The 20981-nt window shown below is 47.8% G+C and carries 24 protein-coding genes, 2 rRNA genes and 2 other annotated features (1 of these 28 only partly in view); all 26 genes read right to left on the bottom strand.

Annotated elements, in window-relative coordinates; translation table 11 throughout:
• Nucleotides 1-68 precede the first annotated feature (68 nt).
• A complete protein-coding gene (locus tag CW734_RS01765; RefSeq protein ID WP_101189188.1) occupies nt 69-671 on the bottom strand; it encodes a class I SAM-dependent methyltransferase in 603 nt (200 codons plus the stop codon).
• Nucleotides 672-784: 113 nt separating this feature from the next.
• Nucleotides 785-1144: a 50S ribosomal protein L7/L12 gene (gene rplL, locus CW734_RS01760; RefSeq protein WP_101189187.1), complete on the bottom strand. Its 360-nt coding sequence runs from the start codon at nt 1142-1144 to the stop codon at nt 785-787.
• A gap of 54 nt (nt 1145-1198) precedes the next feature.
• Nucleotides 1199-1699, bottom strand: a complete 501-nt coding sequence (gene rplJ / locus CW734_RS01755; RefSeq protein WP_101189186.1) for a 50S ribosomal protein L10 — start codon at nt 1697-1699, stop codon at nt 1199-1201.
• 35 nt (nt 1700-1734) lie between these two features.
• Nucleotides 1735-1885: a sequence feature (ribosomal protein L10 leader region), on the bottom strand.
• Between the two features lie 42 nt (nt 1886-1927).
• Nucleotides 1928-2626, bottom strand: a complete 699-nt coding sequence (rplA, locus tag CW734_RS01750) for a 50S ribosomal protein L1 (RefSeq protein ID WP_068459658.1) — start codon at nt 2624-2626, stop codon at nt 1928-1930.
• A 106-nt stretch (nt 2627-2732) separates the two neighbouring features.
• Nucleotides 2733-3158, bottom strand: coding sequence for a 50S ribosomal protein L11 (gene rplK / locus CW734_RS01745; RefSeq protein ID WP_058382184.1), 426 nt, complete (start codon nt 3156-3158; stop codon nt 2733-2735).
• Nucleotides 3159-3331: 173 nt separating this feature from the next.
• The gene (gene nusG / locus CW734_RS01740) at nt 3332-3865 is read right to left on the bottom strand and encodes a transcription termination/antitermination protein NusG (RefSeq protein ID WP_058382185.1); all 534 of its coding nucleotides are present in this window, start codon (nt 3863-3865) and stop codon (nt 3332-3334) included.
• A gap of 96 nt (nt 3866-3961) precedes the next feature.
• On the bottom strand, nt 3962-4147 hold the full coding sequence (secE, locus tag CW734_RS01735) for a preprotein translocase subunit SecE (protein ID WP_058382186.1): 186 nt from the start codon (nt 4145-4147) through the stop codon (nt 3962-3964).
• Between the two features lie 59 nt (nt 4148-4206).
• Nucleotides 4207-4353: a 50S ribosomal protein L33 gene (gene rpmG / locus CW734_RS01730; protein WP_058382187.1), complete on the bottom strand. Its 147-nt coding sequence runs from the start codon at nt 4351-4353 to the stop codon at nt 4207-4209.
• 69 nt (nt 4354-4422) lie between these two features.
• Complete coding sequence (sigH, locus tag CW734_RS01725) at nt 4423-5031, bottom strand: RNA polymerase sporulation sigma factor SigH (RefSeq protein ID WP_232787237.1); 609 nt, start codon at nt 5029-5031, stop codon at nt 4423-4425.
• A gap of 113 nt (nt 5032-5144) precedes the next feature.
• Complete coding sequence (locus CW734_RS01720; protein ID WP_101189185.1) at nt 5145-5654, bottom strand: NYN domain-containing protein; 510 nt, start codon at nt 5652-5654, stop codon at nt 5145-5147.
• Nucleotides 5655-5658: 4 nt separating this feature from the next.
• Nucleotides 5659-6408, bottom strand: coding sequence for a 23S rRNA (guanosine(2251)-2'-O)-methyltransferase RlmB (gene rlmB, locus CW734_RS01715; RefSeq protein WP_101189184.1), 750 nt, complete (start codon nt 6406-6408; stop codon nt 5659-5661).
• Nucleotides 6405-6821: a Mini-ribonuclease 3 gene (locus CW734_RS01710; RefSeq protein WP_101189183.1), complete on the bottom strand. Its 417-nt coding sequence runs from the start codon at nt 6819-6821 to the stop codon at nt 6405-6407. Before CW734_RS01710 ends, rlmB begins: the two co-directional genes overlap by 4 nt.
• A gap of 5 nt (nt 6822-6826) precedes the next feature.
• The gene (cysS, locus tag CW734_RS01705; RefSeq protein ID WP_101189182.1) at nt 6827-8224 is read right to left on the bottom strand and encodes a cysteine--tRNA ligase; all 1398 of its coding nucleotides are present in this window, start codon (nt 8222-8224) and stop codon (nt 6827-6829) included.
• A complete protein-coding gene (cysE, locus tag CW734_RS01700) occupies nt 8221-8895 on the bottom strand; it encodes a serine O-acetyltransferase (RefSeq protein WP_101189181.1) in 675 nt (224 codons plus the stop codon). Before cysE ends, cysS begins: the two co-directional genes overlap by 4 nt.
• 51 nt (nt 8896-8946) lie before the next feature.
• Nucleotides 8947-9159, bottom strand: a binding site (T-box leader).
• A 45-nt stretch (nt 9160-9204) separates the two neighbouring features.
• A complete protein-coding gene (gene gltX / locus CW734_RS01695; RefSeq protein WP_101189180.1) occupies nt 9205-10668 on the bottom strand; it encodes a glutamate--tRNA ligase in 1464 nt (487 codons plus the stop codon).
• 42 nt (nt 10669-10710) lie between these two features.
• Complete coding sequence (ispF, locus tag CW734_RS01690; protein ID WP_058382195.1) at nt 10711-11211, bottom strand: 2-C-methyl-D-erythritol 2,4-cyclodiphosphate synthase; 501 nt, start codon at nt 11209-11211, stop codon at nt 10711-10713.
• Nucleotides 11212-11213: 2 nt separating this feature from the next.
• Nucleotides 11214-11903 (bottom strand): 2-C-methyl-D-erythritol 4-phosphate cytidylyltransferase, encoded by a 690-nt coding sequence (gene ispD / locus CW734_RS01685; RefSeq protein WP_101189179.1) that lies wholly within the window; start codon nt 11901-11903, stop codon nt 11214-11216.
• Between the two features lie 12 nt (nt 11904-11915).
• Nucleotides 11916-13016: a PIN/TRAM domain-containing protein gene (locus CW734_RS01680; RefSeq protein ID WP_101189178.1), complete on the bottom strand. Its 1101-nt coding sequence runs from the start codon at nt 13014-13016 to the stop codon at nt 11916-11918.
• A gap of 103 nt (nt 13017-13119) precedes the next feature.
• A complete protein-coding gene (gene radA, locus CW734_RS01675; protein WP_058382198.1) occupies nt 13120-14502 on the bottom strand; it encodes a DNA repair protein RadA in 1383 nt (460 codons plus the stop codon).
• A 59-nt stretch (nt 14503-14561) separates the two neighbouring features.
• Nucleotides 14562-17006 (bottom strand): ATP-dependent Clp protease ATP-binding subunit, encoded by a 2445-nt coding sequence (locus tag CW734_RS01670; RefSeq protein ID WP_101189177.1) that lies wholly within the window; start codon nt 17004-17006, stop codon nt 14562-14564.
• Nucleotides 17003-18094: a protein-arginine kinase McsB gene (locus CW734_RS01665; protein WP_101189176.1), complete on the bottom strand. Its 1092-nt coding sequence runs from the start codon at nt 18092-18094 to the stop codon at nt 17003-17005. Before CW734_RS01665 ends, CW734_RS01670 begins: the two co-directional genes overlap by 4 nt.
• Nucleotides 18084-18617, bottom strand: a complete 534-nt coding sequence (locus CW734_RS01660; protein ID WP_101189175.1) for a UvrB/UvrC motif-containing protein — start codon at nt 18615-18617, stop codon at nt 18084-18086. The genes CW734_RS01665 and CW734_RS01660 overlap by 11 nt, the downstream gene beginning before the upstream one ends.
• The gene (locus CW734_RS01655; RefSeq protein WP_101189174.1) at nt 18614-19099 is read right to left on the bottom strand and encodes a CtsR family transcriptional regulator; all 486 of its coding nucleotides are present in this window, start codon (nt 19097-19099) and stop codon (nt 18614-18616) included. The genes CW734_RS01660 and CW734_RS01655 overlap by 4 nt, the downstream gene beginning before the upstream one ends.
• 139 nt (nt 19100-19238) lie before the next feature.
• A complete protein-coding gene (locus CW734_RS01650; RefSeq protein WP_101189173.1) occupies nt 19239-19484 on the bottom strand; it encodes a hypothetical protein in 246 nt (81 codons plus the stop codon).
• A 112-nt stretch (nt 19485-19596) separates the two neighbouring features.
• Nucleotides 19597-19709 (bottom strand): 5S ribosomal RNA (rrf, locus tag CW734_RS01645).
• 131 nt (nt 19710-19840) lie between these two features.
• Nucleotides 19841-20981: ribosomal RNA gene (locus CW734_RS01640) — 23S ribosomal RNA — on the bottom strand; it runs 1773 nt beyond the window's last position.

Raw genomic sequence — 20981 nt, 5'->3', positions numbered from 1 at the left:
AAAAGGGCAAACGACCTCAAAATAATATTTTTTGCATTTTATTATAATATCACAGGCATTTTGTCAAGTCAAACTTTTCTGGCCTCGAAAATAAAGTAACCTTTCTTCTTATCGGCCACCCGGACGTCGCCGAACAACTCCTGCAATTTCTCTTGAGTCGAAGGGGCGCCTTGCTTTTTCTGTATGACAACCCATAACGATCCAGAAGCCGCAAGCTTTGCATGCGCTTCTTCATAAAACCGGAAAATCGTCTCTTTTCCCGCACGAATTGGCGGATTTGTTAAAATAGCGCCGAATCCTTGTTGTTCAACATTGGACAAGCCGTCGCTTTCATAGACTGAAACATTCTCAACGCCGTTTAACACGGTGTTTTTTTGTGCGAGTTCAATGGCTCTGGCATTGATGTCCACCATGTGCACATGTCTTTGTGGAAATGCTTTGGCGATAGCCATTCCGATTGGTCCATACCCGCAGCCCACATCGAGGATAGGGCCTTCTACAACCGGTTCATCAAACGCCTCAATCAATAGCCGTGAACCGAAGTCGACTTCATTTTTGCTGAAAACGCCTGAATCCGTTTGAAACCGGAACGTCTCGCCCCGCAATGTGTAGGTCCACTCTTGGGGTTTGCTTTTAGTTTGAGGATTTTTGGAATAATAATGCTGGGACATACGGAGTCCTCCTTCCATCATACAATCTCAAGTTCTCACTGGATTGGATTTAAAAAGAAGAAAAAGCCCGTCGGTGAATACTGACGAGCTTTCTTTCTTGTAATATAGGTGAATTATTTAACTTCTACAGAAGCGCCAACTTCTTCAAGTTTAGCTTTGATTTCTTCAGCTTCTTCTTTAGTAGCGCCTTCTTTAAGAGCTTTAGGAGCTTCGTCAACAAGACCTTTCGCTTCTTTCAGGCCAAGACCTGTAACTTCGCGAACAACTTTGATGACTTTGATTTTTTGGTCGCCAGCTGAGTTAAGGATTACGTCGAATTCTGTTTGCTCTGCTTCAGCAGCGCCACCAGCAGCAGCTGCAGCAACTGGAGCAGCAGCAGTTACGCCGAACTCGTCTTCGATTGCTTTTACTAGGTCGTTAAGTTGAAGAATTGTCATTTCTTTGATTGCGTCTAGAATTTGTTCTTGTGTCATTATAATTTCCTCCTATGATAGGTAATTTTTTGTGATGCTCAGGATGCTAAGAGATTAAGCGCCCTGTTCTTCTTTTTGGTCTGCAACTGCTTTTGTTGTAGCAGCGAAGTTGCGGACTGGAGCTTGTAGTACGCTGAGTAGCATAGACAATAGGCCATCGCGTGATGGAAGTTCAGCAAGAGCTTTCATTTCATCTGCAGATGCAACATTGCCTTCAATGATACCGGCTTTGATTTCTAGTGCTTCGTTGCCTTTTGCGAAATCGTTGATGATTCGCGCAGGAGCAACGACGTCTTCGTTCGAGAATGCGATAGCGTTCGGTCCTGTGAAGTGTTCGTTGATCGCTTCAAGGCCGTGGACTTCTGTCGCGCGGCGAGTCATGGAGTTTTTGTAAACTTTAAACTCGATGCCTTCCTCACGAAGCTGTTTACGAAGTTCTGTAAGTTGGGCAACGTTCAAACCGCGGTAGTCAACAACGACAACCGATGCAGCAGCGTTGAATTTGTCAGCGATTGTTTGCACAACAACTTTTTTCGTTTCAATTGCTTTGCTCATGTGGGCACCTCCTATAGATTTGTCATTCATACCGTCCGTCCATAAGAAAAGCCTCTGGTCCAGTGCAGACACAGAGGCATAAAATCAGCATCAATTAAGATGGAATCTGAATTCATCATGTCCTCGGCAGGGATTCATTAAGCGGCAAGCCGCCCCTGCTGTCTGCGGTACAAATGGTTATTTCACAACTTCGCCAGTATAGCGAAGTTGTGAAAGAATGTCAATATTTTATTTAACTACTACTTTTGCAGGGTCTACTTTGACAGCAGGGCCCATTGTAGTCGTTACGTTTAGTGATTTCATGTACGTGCCTTTAGCAGCAGATGGCTTAGCTTTCAAGATCACGTCATAGATTGCTTGCAAGTTCTCAGCAAGTTTGTCGTCTTCGAAAGACACTTTGCCGATCGGCGCGTGAATGATACCGGATTTTTCTGCACGGTATTCCACTTTACCAGCTTTGATTTCCTGAACAGCTTTCGCTACATCAAATGTAACAGTTCCTGTTTTCGGGTTTGGCATCAAGCCTTTTGGTCCAAGAACGCGTCCAAGTTTACCAACTTCGCCCATCATGTCCGGAGTAGCGACGATAACGTCGAATTCGAACCAGCCTTGTTGGATTTTTTGGATGTACTCAGCATCACCGACATAGTCAGCGCCTGCTTCTTGAGCTTCTTTCAGTTTGTCGCCTTTAGCGAAAACCAAAACGCTTTGAGTTTTACCAGTACCGTTTGGAAGCACGACTGCCCCACGGATTTGCTGGTCATTTTTACGCGTGTCGATTCCTAGGCGGAAAGCGACTTCTACAGTAGCGTCGAAGTTAACTGTGCTTGCCTTTTTTGCAAGTTCGATAGCTTCTTTCGCTTCGTAGAGCTTAGAACGGTCGATCAGTTTTGCTGCTTCTTGCAGCTTTTTGCCTGTTTTAGCCATTTTAAACGTCCTCCTTGTTGTGGTCTAACGGATTGAACCTCCCACGATTAAGGGCTGCGCTGTTCGCGTTGAACTGCGCAACCCATCCAAAAACAACTTCTTGAAATTAGTCTTCGATTGTAATGCCCATGCTGCGAGCAGTACCTTCAACCATCAACATTGCAGCTTCAACTGAAGCGGCATTTAGATCTGGCATTTTAGTTTCTGCGATTTCGCGAACTTGGTCGCGTTTCACAGTCGCTACTTTATTGCGGTTCGGTTCACCTGAACCTGATTCAATACCTGCTGCTTTTTTCAATAGAACTGCAGCTGGCGGAGTTTTCGTAATGAAAGTAAATGAACGGTCTTCAAATACCGAAATCTCAACCGGAATAATAAGTCCTGCTTGTTCAGCAGTACGCGCGTTAAATTCTTTACAGAAGCCCATGATGTTGACGCCTGCTTGACCTAGTGCTGGTCCTACTGGCGGCGCTGGGTTAGCTTTTGCTGCAGGAATCTGCAATTTTACGACTTTAACTACTTTTTTAGCCACGAAACACACCTCCTTAAGTCCGTGATGTGGTAATAGGGTTGCCCCTCCCACTCATATCTGTCCGTCAACTTGATTTTCGTTGATAGAATTAATTGGTTTGTACAGATGCTGCGCTTTGGCAGTCTGACCTATGAAATGATACCACCATTGCAAAAAAATAGCAAGGGGCGTTGTTATACTTTTTGGACCTGCTCGAAATCGAGCTCCATTTTCGTTTCGCGCCCAAAGATGTCGATCGACACTTTGACTTTGCCTTTGGTGTCATCGATTTCCTCGACTTTCCCTTGGAAGTTGGCGAATGGCCCTTCCATCACTTCGACGGTGTCAGCGACGGCGAAATCGATATCCACTTTGCGTTCGGTCATGCCCATTTGCTTGAGGATGAAATCAACTTCTTCTTCTAAAAGAGGCGTCGGTTTCGCTCCCCCGCCCGATGAACCGATAAATCCGGTCACGCCCGGTGTATTGCGGACGACGTACCAAGACTCATCCGTCATGACTAGTTCTACTAGCACGTAACCCGGGAAGGTTTTGCGCATGACTGTGCGTTTTTTTCCGTCTTTGAAATCTGTTTCCTGTTCTTCAGGGATGATGACGCGGAAGATCAAATCTTCCATTCCCATTGTTTCTACGCGCTTTTCCAGGTTCGCTTTTACCTTGTTTTCGTAACCGGAATACGTATGGACTACATACCAATTTTTCTCCATATTCGAGCGGACTAAGCGTCCATCCCTCCTTTTTTACAAATGAAAAAACCCGTTCCATGGAATGACGGGCTATTTTTCGTTATTCTTATGACTGTGTTACAGTGCCAGGAACCAACGGAATAATTCCGATATGCCGGTATCGATCAATGCGAAGAAAAGAGCCATGAAGATGACCGTTGACAGGACGACGATTGTATAGCGCGTCAATTCCTTGCGTTTTGGCCAGCTGACTTTTCTCATTTCCGAAACGACATTTTTAAAGAAATCGCCAATGTTACCCATTATCGTAAAAACCTCCGAATTTCAAAATCACTCTATATCGTCCGGCATTCAAAGTAATACTATTTCGTTTGTTTATGCACGGTATGCTCGTTGCAATGAGCACAGAATTTTTTGAGTTCCAAACGTGTGCTTGAATCCGCTTTCGCAGGTACCGCATAATTGCGGGAAGCACATTTCGAGCAGCTCAACACGATTTTTTTAGCCATTATTCTCACCTTGCTCTATTTTACAGCTTTTTCAAGAGTATCATCATAAAAACTTGCTGTCAATAGTACTTACGAGGACCGGCTTTCACTCGCCTGCAGATGCCGCTCAAGTTTCCGCTTGACCCGCTGCAAGGCATTGTCGATTGATTTTACATGCCGTTCCAGCTTTTCAGAGATTTCCTGATAAGACTGCCCATCGAGATATAGCGTCAACACTTCACGTTCCAGTTCACTCAACACTTCATCCATTTTGCCTTCCATGTACCGGAATTCTTCATTATGGATCATCAATTCTTCCGGGTCGTCCGCGCCGCTTCCGGCAAGCACATCCATCAATGTCCGGTCCGACTCTTCATCGTAGATCGGCTTGTCGAGAGAGACATAAGAATTCAGCGGGATATGCTTCTGGCGAGTGGCTGTCTTGATCGCCGTGATGATCTGGCGGACGATGCATAGCTCCGCAAATGCGCGGAATGAAGACAGTTTATCGCTCCTGAAGTCACGGATCGCTTTGTACAAGCCAATCATGCCTTCTTGGATGATGTCTTCTTTATCTGCGCCAATGAGAAAATAGGAACGGGCTTTCATCCGCACAAACGGACGGAACTTGGTGATAAGAAAATCCAAGGCTTCCGTGTTGCCGCTATGGACCAGACCGACAAGTTCTTCATCTGCCATTTCAGTAAAGTTACGGTTGCGAACTTGCTCAAAATTTTCCACGGGTGATCCCTCCGATTGGGTGAGCCTCGATATTTCCAGTATACAGGAAGAAAAATTTGAGCGTCAACAGTTCATTTGAGGCCTCGTCGCCATTTTTCGAAAATTTCTGCCACTTCTCCTTCGAGTGGAATCTTGGAGATGGAGCGCTGCTCTTGGATCTCACGCACTTTCTTTGCAATGCGCTTGTCAATTTCCTCCATCTCGATTTCCAATTCACGCGCGGAGATGCGCAAAGCTCCTTTAGCAAAAATAACCCATTGTTCGGTCGAATCGGATGTGGCGACGTAAATTTGGTCGCGCCGGCTATTCAGGCTGATCGCCAGCTTTTCAATTCGCTCATCGGCCGTCTCGCTGGAACGGGTGAAAATGACTTCCACTTCGCTGTGCAAATTTTTCGCTTCGATGCCCGGCACCAGATGGGCATCGAACACAATGATGACGCGCCATCCTTTGAACCCTTGATATTCGGCCATCCGTTCAATCAACCGGTCGCGCGCATCCGCCAGGCGTTCTTTCTTCAGCGCTTTCAGTTCTTCCCAATCGCCAATGATGTTATAGCCATCCACCAGCAGAATATTCATGGCATCACCCGAGTGGATGGCGCTTGCGGTAGACTTCATACATCAACAAGCTCGCCGCCACCGACGCGTTCAAGGATGTCACATGGCCGACCATCGGCAATTGATAAAGGAAGTCGCATTTGTCGCGCAAGATGCGGCTCATGCCTTTGCCTTCGCTGCCGATGATGACGGCAAGGGGCAAGGTCGCATCCATGCGCCGGTAATCCACCGATTCTTTAGCGTCGGTGCCCGCGATCCATACGCCGCGTTTTTTTAATTCATCGACCGTCTGAGACAAATTATTAACGCGCACAACCGGCACGTGTTCAATCGCCCCTGTCGATGATTTCGCTACGACGCCGGTCAAGCCGACTGCACGGCGCTGCGGGATGATCAAGCCGTGGGCGCCGACTGCATCTGCCGTGCGCATGATCGACCCAAGATTATGCGGGTCTTCCAGTTCATCCAAGATGAGGAAGAACGGATCTTCCTGCTTGTCCTGGGCTTTCGCAAACAATTCTTCCAGTTCCGCATAGCGGTAAGCCGCGACTGCTGCGGCAATTCCCTGATGATTCGTATCGGTCAGTCCGTCAATTTTCTTCTTCGGGACAAACTGCACCAGTACTTTCTGTTCTTTTGCCAATTGCAGAAGTTCTGCAATGCCTTTTTTCTGGACGCCTTCCGCGATCCAGATTTTATTGATGTCGCGCTTGGCGCGCAATGCTTCCAACACCGGATTTTTGCCTCCGATGATTTCAGGCGTTTCCTCTGTCATTTGACCACTCCTCTCGGCTCTTCGGCGATGCTGATGGCATAATTGATCAACTCATCCAGCCGCTCCTGCTCTTCTTTTAAATACAACCAGCCGAGCACCGCTTCGAAGGCGGTGCTGAAATTATAGGTCTGGACATCGGTATTTCTCGGTACCGAACCGGATTTTGCATTGCGGCCCCTCCGCATGATGGCAAGTTCTGTTTCGGTCAGGACCCCTTCATCGACAAAGCGCTTCAAAATGAGCGCCTGGGACTTGGCCGAAACGAATGCCGTCGATGACCGGTGAAGGATATTCGGCTTGACGCGGCCTGCGTGAAGCAAGTGTGCACGCACTGCTGTCTCGTAAACAGCATCTCCCATATAAGCGAGCGCCAAGGCATTCAATTGATCAACGTCTTGTTTTCTCAATACCATGCCGATTAGCCTCTCTTCCAGCGCATGCCTTGCGCTGTATCTTCCAAAATGATGTTCTGTTCTTTCAATTGGTCACGGATTTCATCCGATCTTGCAAAATCACGGTTTTTGCGTGCTTGAATGCGCTCTTCCAATAACGCTTCGATTTCCGCATCCAAAAGCTCTGTTTGCGCAAACGGCAAGCCAAGAACTCCCGCCAACTCATCGAACACATCAATGAAAGTTTGAAGAACCGGTTCAGCCGTCTGCTTCTCGAGCAGGTAAGTATTCGCAAGTTTCGACAGGTCGAACAACTTCGAAATGGCATTCGCCGTGTTGAAATCATCGTCCATCGTTTCGATGAATTCCTGCTTGATCGCTTCGATTTTCGACAGCCAAATATCGTTATGGTCACCAAGGCCGGCTGAATTCTCCAAGCGGTGTTTAACATTGCCATACGCCGTACGGATCCGCTCCATCCCCGCTTTTGCGTCTTCTACCAATCCTTTGGAGTAATTGATCGGATGGCGATAATGAACCGACAGCATAAACAAACGCAATACTTGCGGGTCAAGTTCTTTTAAGATGTCATTGACCAATACGAAGTTATTCAAGGACTTGGACATTTTTTCGTTTTCAATATTAATATACCCGTTATGCATCCAATAACGCGCAAACGGCTTGCCCGTATAAGCTTCCGATTGGGCGATTTCATTTTCATGGTGTGGGAACGTCAAATCCTGCCCGCCGGCATGGATATCGATCGTATCGCCAAGGTGTTCCCTTGCCATCACCGAGCATTCGATATGCCAGCCCGGGCGTCCTTTGCCCCATGGGCTTTCCCAGGAAATTTCGCCAGGTTTTGCCGCTTTCCATAAAACAAAATCCAGGGCATCCTGTTTTTTATCTCCGGCTTCGATGCGAGCACCGATCTTCAATTCATCCACTGACTGGTGGGATAATTTCCCATATCCATCGAATTTACGTGTATGGTAATAAACATCGCCTTGCGATTCATAGGCATAGCCTTTTTCGATGAGCGCTTCGATAAACTCGACGATTTGCGGCATATGCCCTGTAACACGCGGATGGACATCCGCTTCTGCGCAGCCGAGGGCTTTCGTGTTGTCGAAATATGCAGTGATAAAGCGTTCTGCAATTTCCGGCACTTCCTCGCCAAGTTCATTTGCGGCTTTGATTAATTTATCGTCGACATCCGTGAAATTCGATACATATTTCACGTCGTACCCGCGGTATTCCAAGTAACGGCGCACCGTGTCATACACGATGACCGGGCGTGCGTTCCCGATATGGATGTAATTATAGACAGTCGGCCCGCACACATACATTTTCACTTTGCCTTCTTCAAGCGGCACGAACGCTTCTTTTTGGCGCGTCAATGAATTAAAAATCTGGATACTCATAATAACTTCCCTTCTTCCTGCTGCTGGTTATTTTCTCTTTTTAATTGTTCCACTTCACGCTGCAAGGCAGCGATTTTCATTTCCATGCCATCGCATTTATCCATGACCGGATCCGGCATGTTCTGGTGGTTTAAATCTCGCTTTTTCACTTTAACGCCGTCCTGAATGACGACTTTTCCTGGGATGCCGACAACCGTCGAATTCGGCGGCACGTCTTTCAAAACGACCGATCCCGCTCCGACTTTGGAGTTTTCGCCTACCGTAATTGAGCCGAGCACTTTAGCGCCTGTCGCGACCAGCACGTTATCTGCGAGTGTCGGATGGCGTTTCCCGCGCTCTTTACCGGTTCCCCCAAGTGTAACGCCTTGATAGAGCGTCACATCGTTTCCGATTTCACAGGTTTCCCCGACGACGACACCCATGCCATGGTCGATAAACAACCGACGGCCGATGACGGCGCCTGGATGGATTTCAATTCCTGTGAAAAAGCGGCTGATCTGGGAAATCGCCCGCGCGATGAAAAATAGCTTCTTCTTGAAGAAGAAATGCGCCAAACGGTGGGCCCAGATGGCATGCAGTCCGGCATACGTCAGCACCACTTCAAAATAACTGCGGGCAGCAGGGTCTTGTTCAAAAATGACATCAATATCTTCTTTCAATAATTTCCACATTCAGCATTCTCCTTTCTGTTCCAATATAAAAAGCGCCCCTGTCAATTGCTTGACAGAGACGCTTTCCCGCGCGGTTCCACTCTGATTAAAAGGACATGTCCTTTTCTCTCGAAGCCTTTAACGCAGGCAAACGTCTGGTCTACTTGATTCAACTCAGCACTCGGGGAGGCATTTCAGGAGCGCAGCGGCACAGGTCACTTACAGCCGGTGATGACCCTCTCTTTGGAGCATGCTCTCCTTACTTCTTCCCGTCAACGTTTTGATAATTGGTAAATTCATTGTACACGCTTATGCGCATAAGTCAAAACTTTATGCCCCTGCGTATTGGCCGACGCGCGCAATCGCTTTTTCCTTGCCAAGAAGCGAAATCGCATCCGGCAATTCTGGGCCGTGTGTCTGCCCTGTCGTTACGACGCGGATCGGCATGAAGAGGTTTTTCCCTTTATGGCCAGTCGCTTTTTGTACCGCTTTGATCGCGGATTTGATTTCTGCCGGTTCGAACGCGTCTAAAGAAGCTAGCTGCTCTTTGAAAGCCGCCATGACTTCCGGTACTTGTTCGCCGCTCAAGACTTCTTTTTCGGCTTCGCCGTAATGAAGATCGTCCGTAAAGAACAAGTCGGACAACTCGACGATTTCTGCGCCAAAGCTCAATTGGTCATGGTACAAGGCGATCAATTTCTCTGCCCACTGCGCTTGCTCTTCCGATAATTCCTCCGGCAGCTTGCCGGCTTTTTGAAGATGCGGCAACGCCAGCCCAACGACTTCTTCGAGTGACATTTGCTTGATGTATTGGTTGTTCATCCATGTCAATTTTTGCTTATCGAACATCGACGGCGATTTCGACAAACGCTCGGTGTCGAAAATGCGGATCAATTCTTCTTTCGAGAAGATCTCTTCTTCGCCTTCCGGGGACCAGCCGAGCAGCGCAAAGAAGTTAAACAGCGCTTCCGGAATATAGCCAAGGTCTTTGTACTGGGAAATGAACTGGATAATCGACTCGTCGCGCTTCGATAGCTTCTTGCGATCTTCGTTGACGATCAAGGTCATGTGTCCGTAAGTTGGATGATCCCAGCCGAACGAATCGTAGACCATTTGCTGTTTCGGCGTGTTCGACAAATGCTCTTCGCCGCGGAATACGTGGGTGATCTTCATCAAATGGTCATCGATGACCACTGCGAAGTTATACGTCGGAATGCCGTTCGTCTTCACGACAACCCAGTCGCCGACATCTTTTGATTCGAATGAAATCTCGCCGCGCACCATGTCATCGAATTTATACGTGACATCCGCCGGCACTTTCATGCGAAGGGAATACGTCTCGCCAGCCGCTTCTTTTTCAGCCACTTCTTCGGCCGTCAAATTGCGGCAAGTCCCGCTGTACTGAGGTGCCGCAACACCAGAGGCGCGCTGGGCTTCACGTTCTTTCTCAAGCGTATCCGGCGTACAGAAGCATTTGTAGATATCGCCTTTTTCCAATAGCTCATCAGCATATTTTTTGTAAATATCCAAACGCTCCATCTGGCGATATGGGCCGTATTCTCCGCCCACGTCGATCGACTCGTCGTGCTCGATGCCGAGCCATTTCAAGTTGTCAATCTGGGACATGACGCCCGTTTCAATATTGCGGGCAGTATCCGTGTCTTCGATGCGGACGATGAATTTGCCATTCATATGGCGAGCATATAAATAATTAAATAGCGCTGTGCGGGCTCCGCCGATATGTAAATGGCCGGTCGGGCTCGGTGCATAGCGTACGCGTGTTTCTTGTGTCATTTGGTTTCCTCCTAAAATTGCCTTAATCCTTTAGTTATTCTATCACTCCGGAACGTCCAGCGAAAGCGGGCGCTGATTCAATAAAATGACTGCGAGCGCCGCGATTCCCTCTTCCCGGCCGGTAAAGCCGAGATGTTCGGATGTCGTCGCTTTGACGTTCACTTGCGAAATATCAGCTTCCAATAGCTCCGCAATCGATGCGCGCATTTGCTCGATATAAGGCGCAAGCTTCGGTTTTTGCGCAATGACCGTGCAATCGACATTGCCGAGTTCATACCCCTGCTCTTTGACGTATTCCCAAATATGCGTCAGCAATTTCTTGGAATCGGCGTCTTTAAATTCCGGATCGGTATCCGGGAAATGCTTGCCGATGTCTCCCCCGCCGATTGCGCCGAGTGCTGCGTCCGTGATCGTATGCAATAGCACATCCGCATCCGAATGGCCGAGAAGCCCCCGGTCGTGTTCGATTTCAACGCCGCCTAAAATAAACGGGCGCCCTTCTGCCAATTGATGCACATCGTATCCTTGTCCAATTCGTATCATGATTATTCCTCCTGTAATCGACTCTCAAGAATCGCTTTTCCATAAATCAAATCATCCGGTGTCGTCATCTTGACGTTCTCATACGTACTTTCGACAATCTGCACCGGGTGTCCCGTCCGTTCGACAAGCATCGCCTCGTCCGTCCCGAGGAACCCGTCGGCTTGCGCCCGTTGCGCCGCTTCCATCAAGAGTTTGTAACGGAATGCCTGCGGCGTCTGGATCATCCACAGCTCCGCACGATCCACCGTTTCGGTAATGACGCCTTCGCGAACTTTTTTGATCGTGTCTTTTACCGGCACGCCGGCAATCGCAGCGCCGGATTCATTTGCCCGCTCCACCAACTCGCGAATGACAGCTGGGCTGATGAACGGCCGCGCAGCGTCATGCACGAGCACGACTTCGGATTGCCTTGCCATTTCAAGGCCCGCGCGCACGCTGTCTTGCCGCTCCGCTCCACCTGCTGCATAGCCTTTGACTTTCTTGATTCCATAATGCTCGACATACTTCTCGATCAGTTCGCGCTCATCTTCTTTAACCGCAAGCCACATGCCCTCACAATCTGGGTCCCGGTCGAACACTTCCAATGTATAAATGAAAATCGGTTTGCCGGAGAGTTCAAGCAATAATTTATTGCGGTCGGCTCTCATTCGTTTCCCGCTGCCAGCAGCAGGCAATACGACTGTATATTTCATGACAGACATCCTTTATTTTTTTGATCCGTTTTTCTTCACAGCAAGACCTTTAGGCTTGGCAAAAATCATCCGCCCTGCAGAGGTCTGCAATACGCTCGTCACTACGACGTCGATCGCTTCGCCGATATGGCCTTTGCCTTCTTCGATGACAATCATCGTGCCATCGTCCAAATACGCGACCCCTTGATTTTGCTCTTTGCCATCTTTAATGACGACCACGTGCATTTCCTCGCCTGGTATGACGACAGGCTTTACCGCATTGGCGAGGTCATTGATATTCAAGACCGGCACATTATGGAGCTCACACACTTTATTCAAATTAAAATCATTCGTCACAACTTTCCCGCCCATTTTCTGGGCTGCGCGCATGAGCTTCATATCGACTTCAGCCGCATCGCCGAAATCCTCTTCCGTAATCATGATCGCCCCTACGCGCTCTGTCTGCAGGCGCTTCAGGATATCGAGTCCCCGTCTGCCGCGTGTGCGCTTCAACGTGTCGGACGAATCCGCAATATGCTGAAGCTCTGCAATGACAAATTGCGGCACGACGAACGTCCCTTCCATAAATCCGGTCTCTGAAATATCCGCAATCCGCCCATCGATGATGACGCTCGTATCGAGCAATTTATACACCGATTTTTCCACCGGTTCATCTTCCGGCTTTTTGCCGTTAGAAAGTTTGGCAGGCGCGAGCATCCCCGTCAGTTCATCGCGTTTTTGGAAACCGACCTGGAATCCCAAATAGCCGAGAACAACGGAAAGAATGATCGGCGCCACTGTCGCAATTAATGGCACATCAATGGTATTTAAGGCAAAGCCGATCAAAAAGGCAACCACCAAGCCAATAATCATCCCAAGCGAGCCAAATAGCAAATCCGCTGTCGGGGCATGGAGCAGTTTGCCCTCCATCCATTTCATGAAATGGACAATCGAATCGACAAACAATAATGACAATACATAAAAAATCGCAGCACCGATAATGGCAGCGACATACGGGTTGTTGATCCAAGGATTATTAGAGATAGAAATAAGTTCAAAAGCATATGGCAAAAACAAAATTCCAACCGTAGCGCCTACTAATAAAAACAATAGCTGAATAATTTTTCGAAGCATCTATTCCACCTCCTTCTCTTGGTATTATACACGTTTTATTTATGAAACTCTCTGCATAACCTTACCCTTCCAATAATAGAAAAAAAGAGGCATTGCTGCCCCCTTATTGTTGCGGGAATAATTCCTTCAGCGCCTCGTTTATAGTTTCAACACCAACGACGCGGATTCCTTCCGGAAAATCCCAACCTCCCATATTCGATTTCGGGATGATGGCACGCTTAAAGCCCAGCTTTGCCGCTTCCTGCACGCGCTGTTCGATGCGCGACACACGGCGCACCTCTCCGGTCAACCCGACTTCACCGATAATGCAATCATCCACTTTCGGTGCAATATCCCGGAAACTCGAAACAATGCTTGCGAGCACGGCAAGATCGATCGCGGGTTCATCCAGCTTCACGCCGCCTGCCACTTTAATGTATGCATCTTGCGACTGCAGCATCAAGCCGACGCGCTTCTCAAGCACCGCCATCAATAACGATACCCGGTTCTGGTCAATCCCTGTCGCCATCCGCTTCGGATAATTAAAACTCGACGGCGTCACCAGCGCCTGGATTTCCACCAGTATCGGCCGTGTCCCTTCCATGGAAGCGACAACCGTCGATCCTGCTGTGCCGCTTGAACGTTCCTGTAAAAACAGCTCGGATGGATTCAATACTTCCTTTAAACCACCTTGTAGCATTTCGAAAATCGCAATTTCATTCGTCGAACCGAAGCGGTTTTTAACACTGCGCAAAATGCGGTACGTATGATGCCGTTCTCCTTCAAAATACAGCACTGTATCCACCATATGTTCCAAAATACGAGGTCCGGCAATCTGGCCTTCTTTCGTCACGTGGCCGACCAGGAAAATTGCGATGTTCTTTGTTTTCGCCACCCGCATCAATTCCGCCGTGCTTTCACGCACTTGTGTCACGCTGCCGGGCGCAGACGTCACTTCCGGATGATAAACCGTCTGAATTGAATCGACAATAACGAAATCCGGCTCTACTTCCTCAATCGTATGATGGATCAGCTCCAAATTGGTTTCCGCAAAAATCAACAAGTCTCCCGAAACCGCATCCAGCCGCTCTGCCCGCATTTTCGTTTGGCGAATCGATTCCTCACCTGAAATATACAACACTTTCTTGCCAGCTTTCGCAAGAAGCGCCGATACTTGCAAGAGCAAAGTCGATTTCCCGATGCCTGGGTCGCCCCCAATCAAAACAAGCGAACCGGAAACAATCCCGCCGCCGAGAACGCGGTTCAATTCTTCCATTTCCGTTTTCGTCCTTGGCTCTTCTTTCGTTTCAATCGAATTGATCGGTGTCGCTTTTTGGGCAATTTGCGGTGCGCTATGCTGGAATGCCCCCCTTGTGCCTTTCGGTGCTGCAACTTCCGTTTCTTCTGTCATCGTATTCCATGCCGCACAACCTGGGCATTTCCCCATCCATTTTGCAGACTCATAACCGCAGGATTGGCAGATGAACTTTATTTTCTTCTTCGCCATAGTTACCTCCTATATATAGAAAAAGCCCGCCGGAGACATATCCGGCGGGCGGGATATCGTTACGATTTCTCTACGGCCCCTTCATTAGTACGGACGATAAATTCTTCGCCTTGTACATCGAAGATGATTTTTTGCCCGGCAATTGCTGTACCTTTCAACAACTCTTCAGACAAACGGTCTTCGACATGTTTTTGAAGTGAGCGGCGCAAAGGACGTGCTCCGTATTCCGGATCATACCCCTCTTTAGCAATTTTATCAAGCGCTGCTTCTGTCAGCTCCAAATCAATGTCCTGTTCTTTCAAACGGTCCGTCAATTGCTGCGTCATCAGCTCGACAATCTTGCGCAAATCGTTCTTTTCAAGTGAATGGAAGACAATCATATCATCGACACGGTTCAAGAATTCAGGACGGAACGCTTTCTTCAATTCCGCAAGCATTTTGCCCTTCATGTCTTTATAATCCGTCTTCGAATCTTCCAAGTTAAAGCCAACATACTTATTGTATTTCAATTCCTGTGCACCGACGTTCGACGTCATAATGATAACCGTATTACGGAAATCGACGCGGCGCCCTTTGGAGTCTGTTAAATGCCCGTCTTCAAGCACTTGCAAGAGGATATTGAAGACTTCAGGGTGGGCTTTCTCGATTTCATCAAGCAAGACCACTGAATATGGCTTTCTGCGGACTTTCTCCGTCAGTTGGCCGCCTTCTTCATAACCGACATAGCCTGGAGGTGAACCAACAAGGCGTGAAGTCGTATGGCGTTCCATGTACTCGGACATATCGATGCGGATCATCGCATCTTCATCCCCGAACATCGACTCAGCCAAAGCTTTCGCAAGCTCAGTTTTACCGACGCCTGTTGGCCCTAGGAAAATGAACGAGCCAATCGGACGTTTCGGATCTTTCAACCCGGCACGCGCACGGCGGATCGCTTTCGAAATCGAAGTCACTGCTTCATCTTGGCCGATTACACGACTATGGAGGATCTGCTCCAAATTAAGCAATTTATCGGATTCTGTCTGCGCCAATCTCGATACTGGCACGCCTGTCCACATAGAGACGACTTTCGCAATATCTTCAACTGTCACTTCAGACTCTTCTTTGCCTTGCTTTTCTTTCCATTCTTTCTTCGTCTGGTCGAGCTCATCTTTCAACTTCTGCTCTGCATCGCGAAGAGAAGCCGCTTTTTCGAATTCCTGACTCTGCACCGCTTCATTCTTTTCAGAACGCGCAGCTTCAAGACGGGCTTCAAGCTCTTTCAAATCCGGTGGAGTCGTATACGAACGCAAACGCACTTTCGAACCGGCCTCATCGATTAAATCGATCGCTTTATCCGGCAAGAAGCGGTCGGAAATATAACGGTCAGACATTTTCGCTGCCGCAACAATCGCTTCATCGGTAATTTTCACGCGATGATGTGCTTCGTAGCGGTCACGCAAGCCTTTGATGATTTCGATTGATTCTTCAACCGTCGGCTCGTCCACTTGAATCGGTTGGAAACGGCGCTCAAGCGCTGCATCTTTTTCGATGTATTTGCGGTACTCGTCCAATGTTGTCGCACCGATGCACTGCAATTCGCCGCGTGCAAGTGATGGTTTCAAGATGTTTGAAGCATCAATCGCGCCTTCAGCACCGCCAGCCCCGATCAATGTATGGAGCTCATCGATGAAGAGGATGACATTGCCCGCTTGGCGGATTTCATCCATTACCTTTTTCAAACGGTCTTCAAATTCACCGCGGTATTTCGTTCCGGCAACGACTGTCCCCATATCAAGCACCATCACGCGTTTATCGCGCAATGTTTCTGGAATTTCATTGTTAACAATCTGTTGTGCAAGCCCTTCTGCGATGGCTGTTTTACCAACGCCAGGCTCCCCGATCAATACCGGGTTGTTTTTCGTTCTACGGCTCAATACTTCAATCACACGCGTGATTTCGTCACTGCGTCCAATGACTGGATCCAAGCTGCCTTCACGCGCAACTTGCGTCAAATCACGTGCCAAGCCGTCCAAAGTCGGTGTATTGGCAGAAGCATTCGGGCTTGTGCCAGTCGATGCTTGCTCGTTGCTGCCAAGTAGCTGCAACACTTGCTGGCGCGCTTTGTTCAAGCTGACACCGGCATTTCCAAGTACACGTGCAGCGACTCCTTCGCCTTCACGGATTAAAGCAAGCAATAAATGCTCTGTTCCGATATAAGAGTGCCCAAGCTTGCGGGATTCATCGACCGATAGCTCGATCACTTTTTTAGCCCGCGGCGTATAATGAACAATCGGCCCGACATCTTTTTCGCCGACCCCAACTAGTTCTTTGACACCGTCTTCGATCAATTGTGTATTCACTTCAATTGCTTCAAGAGCTTTAGCAGCGATTCCGCCGCCTTCTCGGATCAAACCAAGCAAAATATGCTCAGTTCCGATCGATTCGTGCTTCATGCGGATTGCCTCTTCTTGAGCTAATTGAAGAACTTTTTGTGCGCGTTGTGTAAATCGGTTGAACATCATGCAAAATCCTCTCCTTTTGTATTTATCCCGTTATCAGCTAACCTCTCCCGGAACAATTCCGCCCGGGCTAGGTCCCGTTCCTTCGCTTCTAATGGACGCCCTGCATACTGCTGCAAAAAAGCAGGCTGCATAAAGACCATCAATTCATTTAATATCGACATGTCCACATCTGTAATTAGATGAAGATCGATTCCAAGTCTGACATCTGATAAACAAATGGCTGCTTCTTCCGTATTCAACAGACGGGCGTGGGTCAGCACACCTAACGACCGGTACACCCTATCTTCAAGGAGCAGCGGAGAATTCGCATTCAACGCCTCCCTCGCTCGCCTTTCCTGTTCAATAATCTGCTGGGTCATATTTTGCAAATCCTGCAAAATCTCATACTCCGATTTCCCTAATGTTACTTGGTTAGAAATCTGGTATACATTACCAAGCGCTTCACTTCCTTCACCATAAATCCCTCTAACAACCATCCCCAGACGGGATATAGCCGGGATGATCCGGTTGATTTGATGGGACATGGTTAAGGCAGGTAAATGGAGCATGACAGAAGCACGCATTCCTGTGCCCGTATTTGTAGGACAACTGGTCAAGTAACCGAACTTCTCATGAAAAGCGTAAGAAAGATGCTCTTCCAAAAGCGAGTCCATTTTATTCGCTATGTCATATGCTTCCTGCAAATGAAAGCCTGATTGCAAACTTTGAATCCGCATATGATCTTCTTCATTGACCATCACGCTAAGCTCTTCTTCATCCGATAATAATACAGCACTGGAATGCTGGCTGTTCGCTAAATAAGGGCTAATTAAATGTTTTTCTACTAACACTTCACGTTGCAGGTCATTTAATTCTTCAATATTGATATGAGTAAACCCGTATCCAACTTCCTTTCCCTTATCCAGTAATACCGAAGAAACGGCTTTATCAACTTTCAACGCCTCATCCTCAGAAAATGCATATGGAAATTTAAACTCGTCTAAATTCCGTGCCAATCGGATTCTCGTACTCATAGCTATATCAACATGTTCACCGTTATTAGCCATCCAACTGCTCGCACGGGGTTGAAGGAAACGGTCAATCGCCAACGTCCCCACCTCCTTCAAGCTTTTCATTCAAGGCCTTTACTTGATCTCGTAGCCTTGCAGCTTCTTCAAAGTTCTCATCTTGTATCGCAGCCTGCATTTGCTTTCTCAGTTCTTCAATTTCTTTTTTAATTTTCAACGTCGTTCCATAAGAAGCAGGAATCTTCCCTGCATGTTCTGTATTTCCATTTTGCACTCGTTTTAAAATCTCATCTAGCTGAGGCGCGAAGGTACTATAGCACTCAGCACAGCCAAATTTACCAAGACTCAAGAACTTTTGAAAAGTAAATCCACAAGACGGGCAAGCTGGAACTTCTTTTCGTACAGGACTCACGGCGGCTTGCTGCTTCGGAAACCAATTAGCTAATAAGTTATGGATCGCCATCGGGTCTTGATCAAAAGAAAAACTGATATTATGGTTTTCTGCCGCACAAACGTGACAGAGGTGCCTTTCTGTTAAATGGTCCTGCTGGTTTTGCTTTACGATGACTGTAGCAGGCCGTTCTCCACATTGTTCACAAATCACTTGATCACTCCTTGCCCGTTTGACTCATATTGAATAGTAAATAACATCGCCACTAGAATCCGTGCCCGCACTTCATCTCGTACAGGAAGAGGCAGCCCGAGAGTAGAACGATCAATGGCACTCAAAATCAATTTAGCTTCACGCTTGGATATAACTTCTTCACTCAAGAGCCTCCATACAATATCTTCAGCCATGGTTTGTGAAGCACCCGTTTCCAGCCTATTAATAATTTGGGCAATTAAATCCGATTTTTTATGAAGGCGTACTTTCTTTATACGGATATACCCGCCTCCACCACGCTTACTTTCAACTACGTATCCACGATCTAATGTAAATCTAGTATTTATCACATAATTAATTTGGGATGGAACACATTGAAATTTTTCGGCAACCTCACTTCGTTTAATCTCAATATGGTCCTTACCGCTTATTTCGATAATCTCTTTTAAATAACCTTCAATTATATCTGAAATATTCCGCATCGCTTTCACCTCTTTAGCGTTTAAATGCGCTAATGATTGACTTTGACTATATTTGACTTAATTATACATAAGCGATTTACGGATATCAAATACTTAGTTTGGGACAGAAAAAGTCTCGGGTGAAATATCCCGAGACTCGTCATTCTTGGTCCATCATCCGTTTCATAAAATCTTTAGTATGACTAGATACCGAACGAGTTTTTTCTTCGACATACTTGGTTTTCCAACGTGTGCCCTCTTGCCAAACTTCTACTATATCCCCTTTATTTACATCATGAGTAAAATCTGCAATGGGGTAAGTATATTGTTCAGCAGAATCTTTTAATGAAACTAATAATGCTGTTCTTTTCTCGACCGTTTTCACTTTGTAATAACCAGCTTTCATAAGTTTTCACCTCAGTTCTTTTTTCCCTTTATACTATATTTTCAATCCTTTTTTTAATTTGAAATACAAAAAAGACCGCTACCGGAATGAACCGGTAACGGCCTTTCTACTTGCCCAGCGACGTCCTACTCTCACAGGGGAAACCCCAACTACCATCGGCGCAAAGAGCTTAACTTCCGTGTTCGGGATGGGAACGGGTGTGGCCTCTTTGCCATCATCACTGGACTATAAGGTTTTGAAAGACAAGTCTTATTATACCAACTCTGACGAGTTTTACAAGTCTTTTTGCCCGGAGGCAAAATTCTTGTTCTTTCAAAACTGGATAAATCGACATTGGAAACGCATGTTTCAGTTTGTTGGTTAAGTCCTCGATCGATTAGTATTCGTCAGCTGCACGTGTCGCCACGCTTCCACCCCGAACCTATCTACCTCATCGTCTTTGAGGGATCTTACTTGCTTGCGCAATGGGAAATCTCATCTTGAGGGGCTTCGTGCTTAGATGCTTTCAGCACTTATCCCGGCCACACATAGCTACCCAGCGATGCTCTTGGCAGAACAACTGGTACACCAGCGGTGTGTCCATCCCGGTCCTCTCGTACTAAGGACAGCTCCTCTCAAATTTCCTGCGCCCGCGACGGATAGGGACCGAACTGTCTCACGACGTTCTGAACCCAGCTCGCGTACCGCTTTAATGGGCGAACAGCCCAACCCTTGGGACCGACTACAGCCCCAGGATGCGATGAGCCGACATCGAGGTGCCAAACCTCCCGTCGATGTGGACTCTTGGGGAGATAAGCCTGTTATCCCCGGGGTAGCTTTTATCCGTTGAGCGATGGCCCTTCCATGCGGAACCACCGGATCACTAAGTCCGTCTTTCGACCCTGCTCGACCTGTCCGTCTCGCAGTCAAGCTCCCTTGTGCCTTTACACTCTGCGAATGATTTCCAACCATTCTGAGGGAACCTTTGAGCGCCTCCGTTACTCTTTAGGAGGCGACCGCCCCAGTCAAACTGCCCGCCTGACACTGTCTCCCAAGCCGCTAAGGCTTGTGGGTTAAAGTTCAATACAACCAGGGTAGTATCCCACCGACGCCTCCCCGAAGCTGGCGCCCCGGGTTCTCTGGCTCCTACCTATCCTGTACAAGTTGCACCAAAATTCAATATCAGGCTACAGTAAAGCTCCACGGGGTCTTTCCGTCCTGTCGCGGGTAACCTGCATCTTCACAGGTACTATAATTTCACCGAGTCTCTCGTTGAGACAGTGCCCAGATCGTTACGCCTTTCGTGCGGGTCGGAACTTACCCGACAAGGAATTTCGCCACCTTAGGACCGTTATAGTTACGGCCGCCGTTTACTGGGGCTTCGGTTCGCACCTTCGCTTGCGCTAAGCACTCCCCTTAACCTTCCAGCACCGGGCAGGCGTCAGCCCCTATACGTCACCTTACGGTTTTGCAGAGACCTGTGTTTTGCTAAACAGTCGCCTGGGCCTATTCACTGCG

Source organism: Planococcus sp. MB-3u-03 (assembly GCF_002833405.1).
GTDB lineage: Bacteria > Bacillota > Bacilli > Bacillales_A > Planococcaceae > Planococcus.
Note: the sequence above shows the minus strand (reverse complement) of the source record. Positions and strands in the feature narration are given on the sequence as shown.